This window comes from Streptomyces sp. CO7 (genome assembly GCF_053474865.1).
This window is the reverse complement of the sequence record NZ_JBRIOU010000001.1, coordinates 221244-226790: the sequence shown is the minus strand read 5'-3', so window position 1 is coordinate 226790 and position 5547 is coordinate 221244. Positions and strand designations below refer to the sequence as shown.

At 74.6% G+C, this 5547-nt stretch carries 3 protein-coding genes; 2 read left to right on the top strand and 1 reads right to left on the bottom strand.

What is annotated here, in order from left to right:
- Positions 1 to 103: 103 nt before the first annotated feature.
- On the bottom strand, positions 104 to 2692 hold the full coding sequence (locus ACOV8S_RS01040) for a bifunctional FO biosynthesis protein CofGH (RefSeq protein ID WP_448315387.1): 2589 nt from the start codon (positions 2690 to 2692) through the stop codon (positions 104 to 106).
- Positions 2693 to 2842: 150 nt separating this feature from the next.
- Between ACOV8S_RS01040 and ACOV8S_RS01035 the strand changes: the two genes are divergently transcribed.
- Both ACOV8S_RS01035 and ACOV8S_RS01030 read left to right on the top strand, forming a co-directional pair.
- Positions 2843 to 4912: a LamG-like jellyroll fold domain-containing protein gene (locus ACOV8S_RS01035; RefSeq protein ID WP_448315385.1), complete on the top strand. Its 2070-nt coding sequence runs from the start codon at positions 2843 to 2845 to the stop codon at positions 4910 to 4912.
- Positions 4913 to 5149: 237 nt separating this feature from the next.
- Positions 5150 to 5547: ADP-ribosylglycohydrolase family protein (locus tag ACOV8S_RS01030; RefSeq protein ID WP_448315383.1), on the top strand; the 398-nt coding region annotated here is incomplete at its 3' end.

Sequence of the window (5547 nt, the reverse complement as noted above, 5' to 3'; positions counted from 1 at the left end):
ACGGTGACCCTCCCCGCCCCTGACCAGGGGCCCGGCCCGGCAATCCGAGGGGCCCCGCCGGGGGAAACCGACGGGCCCGGCCCGGCCGGCTCCGCCCCGGGTGTCAGTCCAGGACCGGCAGCAGCTCGGGGAGGTGGCCGTCGGAGGCCGCGGCCGCGTGCTGCCGCTCCTCGGGGACCTCGCCGTACAGCGTGGTGCGCGGCCGGGACGGACGACCCGCCGCGTCGGCGATCGCCACCAGGTCGGCCACCGAGCGGTACGAGCCGTAGGAGGAGCCCGCCATCCGGGAGATGGTCTCCTCCATCAGCGTCCCGCCCAGGTCGTTGGCGCCCGACCGCAGCATCTCGGCCGCGCCCTCGGTCCCCAGCTTCACCCAGCTGGTCTGGATGTTCGGGATGTACGGGTGCAGCAGCAGCCGCGCCATCGCGGTGACCGCCCGGTTGTCCCGGACGGTCGGACCGGGGCGGGCGATCCCGGCCAGGTACACGGGGGCGTTGGTGTGCACGAACGGCAGCGTCACGAACTCGGTGAACCCGCCGGTGCGCTGCTGGATGCCGGCCAGCGTCCGCAGGTGCCCCAGCCAGTGCCGCGGCTGGTCGACGTGGCCGTACATCATCGTCGAGGACGACCGGATGCCCAGCTCGTGCGCGGTGGTGACCACCTCGACCCAGGTGGCGGTGGGCAGCTTGCCCTTGGTGAGCACCCACCGCACCTCGTCGTCGAGGATCTCCGCCGCCGTGCCCGGGATGGTGTCCAGACCGGCCTCCTTCGCGGCGGTCAGCCACTCGCGGATCGACATCCCGGTCCGGGTGGCCCCGTTGACGACCTCCATCGGCGAGAAGGCGTGCACGTGCATCCCCGGCACCCGCTCCTTCACCGCCCGCGCGATGTCGAAGTACGCCGTGCCCGGCAGGTCCGGGTGGATGCCGCCCTGCATGCAGACCTCCACCGCGCCCACGTCCCACGCCTGCTGGGCCCGGTCGGCGACCTGCTCCAGCGACAGCGTGTAGGCGTCCGCGTCGGTGCGGCGCTGCGCGAAGGCGCAGAACCGGCAGCCGGTGTAGCAGACGTTGGTGAAGTTGATGTTCCGCGTGACGATGTACGTCACCTCGTCGCCGACCGCCGACCTGCGCACGTCGTCGGCGACGCGGCACAGCGCGTCCAGCGCCGCCCCGTCCGCGTGGAACAGCGCGAGCGCCTCCTCGTCGGTCAGCTTCGTCGGGTCGTCCGCAGCGGTGCGCAGCGCCGCCCGCACGTCGCCGTCGATCCGCTCCGGCACCATGCCGGGGGCGGCGGCCTCGCGCAGCGACTCCCAGTCGCCGTACACCTCGTCGAAGTCGTCCCGCCGGTCGGCCGTGCGGCCCTCGGAGTCGATGGTGCGGTGCAGGTCGGTGCGGCCCGACGGCGTGAACGCCTCGTCCGGCTCCTGCCAGGGCCGTCCCTCGACCACCGCGTCCGGCACCGCGAGGCCCGTCTCCGGGTCGGCCAGCGCCCGCACGTGCGGCAGCACCCGCGGGTCCAGCCAGGGTTCGCCCCGCCGCACGAACTCCGGGTACACGCACAGCCTCTCCCGCAGCTCGAAGCCGGCGGCCGCGGACCGCTCGGCCAGCTCGTCGATCTGCGGCCAGGGCCGCTCCGGGTTCACGTGGTCGATGGTGAGCGGCGAGACCCCGCCCCAGTCGTCGACGCCGGCCCGGATCAGCCGCTCGTACTCGGCGTCGACCAGGTTCGGCGGCGCCTGCAGGCAGGCCGAGGGCCCCATGACCACCCGCGCCACCGCCACCGCCGCGACCAGGTCGTCCAGCTCCGCGTCCGGCATGCCGCGCATCGCGGTGTCCGGCTTGGCGCGGAAGTTCTGAATGATCAGCTCCTGCACCGAGTGGTACGCCCGCGCCACCTTCCGCAGGGCGAACAGCGACTCGGCGCGCTCCTCGTACGTCTCGCCGATGCCGAGCAGGATCCCGCTGGTGAAGGGCACCGAGGAGCGGCCCGCGTCCTCCAGCACCCGCAGCCGCACGGCCGGCTCCTTGTCCGGGGAGCCGTGGTGCGGCCCGCCCGGCTCGGACCACAGCCGGGTCGCCGTCGTCTCCAGCATCATCCCCATCGACGGGGCGACCGGCTTCAGCCGCTGGAAGTCCGTCCAGCTCAGCACCCCGGGGTTCAGGTGCGGCAGCAGACCCGTCTCCTCCAGGATCCGGATCGAGATCGCCCGCACATAGGCGATGGTGTCGTCGTACCCGTGCGCGTCCAGCCACTCCCGCGCCTCGGGCCAGCGGTCCTCCGGCTTGTCGCCGAGGGTGATCAGCGCCTCCTTGCACCCCATCGCGGCCCCGCGCCGGGCGACGTCCAGCACTTCGTCCGGCGACATGAACATCCCGTGGCCCGCGCGGCGCAGCTTGCCGGGGACGGTGACGAAGGTGCAGTAGTGGCACTTGTCCCGGCACAGCCGGGTGAGCGGGATGAACACGCTCTTCGAGTACGTGATGACGCCGGGCCGGCCGGCCGCCTCCAGCCCCGCGTCCCGCACCCGCGAGGCGGTGGCGCACAGGTCGTCCAGGTCCGCCCCGCGCGCCTGCAGCAGCACCGCCGCCTCGGCCACGTCCAGCGCGACCCCGTCCCGCGCCCGCCTGAGGGCACGGCGCATGGAGTTCTCGGTGGGGCGGCCGGTTCCGGAGCTGGCGGAAGTCGTCATCCCCCGAGCATACGAGCGGCACGAGCTGGGCAAACACGGGCGTCCGGTCGGACGGAGGGGGTTCCCGCGGGTAATTCGATGCCCGACCGTCGGTGGCCCCTGTTAGGTTCGGCCCACTTTGCCGAGCACACGACAAGGGGTGGGTGTCACGTGAACGTATTAGGTCGACGCAGACGGAGCACGGTCGCCCTGGCGGCCGTCGCGCTGCTGGGAGCGACGCCGGGGGTGGCGTCGGCGGCGGAGAACCCGCTGCCGCAGCCGCGGGTCGAGGACTTGAGGACGGGCAACAGCGGCTGCGCGCAGGGGGACTCCGCGCCGTACGTGGAGGAGAAGCCCCGGCTGGAGGTGACGCTGCGGAACCCCGACCCGTGGGCCAGGGCGGGCGCCGAGATCGAGATGCGGTGGTCCGACGCCGAGGGCGCCCAGCGGCGCGAGACGCTGACCACCACCGCGAGCATCCCGGGCACCCCCTTCCGGCTCACCCCCTCGTTCGACATCCCCGCGGACACCCTGGTCTCCTGGCGGGCGCGGGCCGTCGGCGAGCAGGGGGCGACGTCCTCGTGGAGCGACGAAGGCGACGGCCACCTCTGCCAGTTCCGGATCGACACCGATCACCCCGAGGCGGCGGCGATCACCTCGGACCGCTACGACGACTCCGCCTGGCACGACGGGGTGGGCGTCTACGGCGGCTTCACCCTCGACTCGCCGTCCGACGACGTGGTCGCCTACCGGTACCGGTTCATCGGCGGGACAGAGCGCACCGTCGAGCCGAAGGACATGGGGGGCCCCGCGGCGATCCGCTTCATGCCGCAGAAGGAGGGCCCCGACTACCTGACGGTCAGGGCGGTCGACCGCGCCGGCAACTCCAGTTCCGAGACGGTCCACCGGTTCCGGGTGGCCAAGGGCCGCGCCCCCGTAGCCCGCTGGAAGCTCACCGACGCCTCCGCCGAGACCGGACCGGCCCTGCGGGCCGAGGACGGCGTGACCTTCCACGACGCCGCTCCGTACGGCACGGGCCTCACCGGCAGCGCACGGCTCAGCGGCGAAGGCAGCGGCTACCTGACGCCGGACGCGCCGGTGGCGGACACCGGGAAGACCTTCGCGGTCGGCGGCTGGGTCCGCCCGGGCCGTACCGACCGCGCCATGACGGTCGCGAGCCAGGACGCCGCCGACGGCACCTCCGCCTTCACCCTGGGCCTGAAGCCCACCGCGGACGGCGACGCCGACTGGGCGTTCACCTTCGGCGGCGCGACCGTCGCGGGCGGCGGCCCCGAGACCGGCGACTGGGCCCACGTGCTGGGCGTCCTCGACACCGAGGACGACACCCTGCGCCTCTACGTCGACGGCAGGGCCGTCGGCGAGCCGGTGAAGGCCGGCCCCGTCGCGGCGCCGGGCGCCTTCCAGCTCGGCCGGGCCCGCGGCGACGGCGGACGGCGCTGGCAGGGCGACCTGGCGGACGTCCGGGTCTGGGACCGGGTGGTCGTGGCCCAGGAGGCGAAGGCACTGGGCCGCCAGGAGCCCCAGCGGGTCGGCGGCTGGGACTTCGAGTCCGCGACGGGCGACGCCGCCCCCGGCAGTGAGGGCGGCCCGCTGGCACTCCACGACGGCGCCACCGTCTTCCGGTACGTGGACGACCCGGACTGCTGGCTCGACCCGGACTGCGTCCCCGGGCCCGGCGCGCTGCTGGGGAACGCCCACCTGGAACTGCACGGGGCCACCAGCTACGCGGCGACCGACGGTCCGGTCCTCGACACCTCCGGCAGTTACACGGTGGGCGCGTACGTCCGGCTCGCCGCGGACGAGGCCACCGGGCCGATGACGGTGCTCTCCCAGGGCGGTGAGCACGGCGACGCCTTCCAGGTGCGCTACGACCCGGCCGACGACGAGTGGCAGCTGGTGGTGACGGACGGGGACGGCCCGGACGCCACCCGGACCGTGGTCTCGCAGCCCGCTCCTCCCGACCACGGGCAGCCCCGTGACCACGAGATCGTGGTCGTCCACGACGACGCGGCCGACACGATCACGCTCCACGTGGACGGCGGGGGCGGCGCGGTGGCCACCGCGGCCTTCGACGCCGCCTGGGCGGCCGACGGCCCGCTGCAGGTCGGCCGGGGCCGCACCGCCGACGGCTGGGGCGAGTACTTCCACGGCGAGGTCGACAACATCCGGGCGTTCACCGGCGCCCTCGCCGCGGGAGACATCTGGCTCCGCATGCAGTGAGCGACCGCCGACGCCGGCCCGCCCCTCGCCTCCGCGAGCGGCGGGCCGGCGTCGTTCCCGCGCGGGCAGGCCGGGACCCGCTGTGCGCATCCGGGGTGGATCTCGTGCAGGCGCGCGCGTCCGGTACGGACCTACGCGCACATCGGCCGGAAATGCCCGTTCCGCCCCGAGCGGCGGCCGGTTAGCGTCGGCAGGGGACCGGGCCCAGGCCCGGTTCCGCAGGCGTGGACGACGGCCGTGGGAGGTCGGGCGGTGGCTGGTGCGTGGGGCCGGGCCGAGTTGCAGGACTTCCGGAGCAGGGTGCGCGGCGTCGTGCTCGGATCGGCCGTGGGCGACGCGCTGGGCGCACCGCTCGACGGACTGACGCCCGGCGAGATCGTGGCCGCGCACGGCCCCGAGGGACTGGCCGCGCCGGTCCCCGCGTACGGGCGGCTCGGCGCCGTCACCGACGTCACCCAACTGTCGCTGTTCACCGTGGACGGGCTGATCCGCGCCCAGGTGCGCCGGGACACCGGCGTCTGGCACCCGCCCAGCGACCTGCACCGCGCCTGGCGTCGCTGGGCGGTCACCCAGGACGACTGGGGCCCCGACGAGCGGCGGGAGGACGACGGCTGGCTGGCCCGCGAGGAGTGGCT

Coding starts and splice junctions, on each gene's coding strand:
- ACOV8S_RS01040 (WP_448315387.1), bottom strand. CDS start 2,692: ATGACGACTTCCGCCAGCTCCGGAACCGGCCGCCCCACCGAGAACTCC.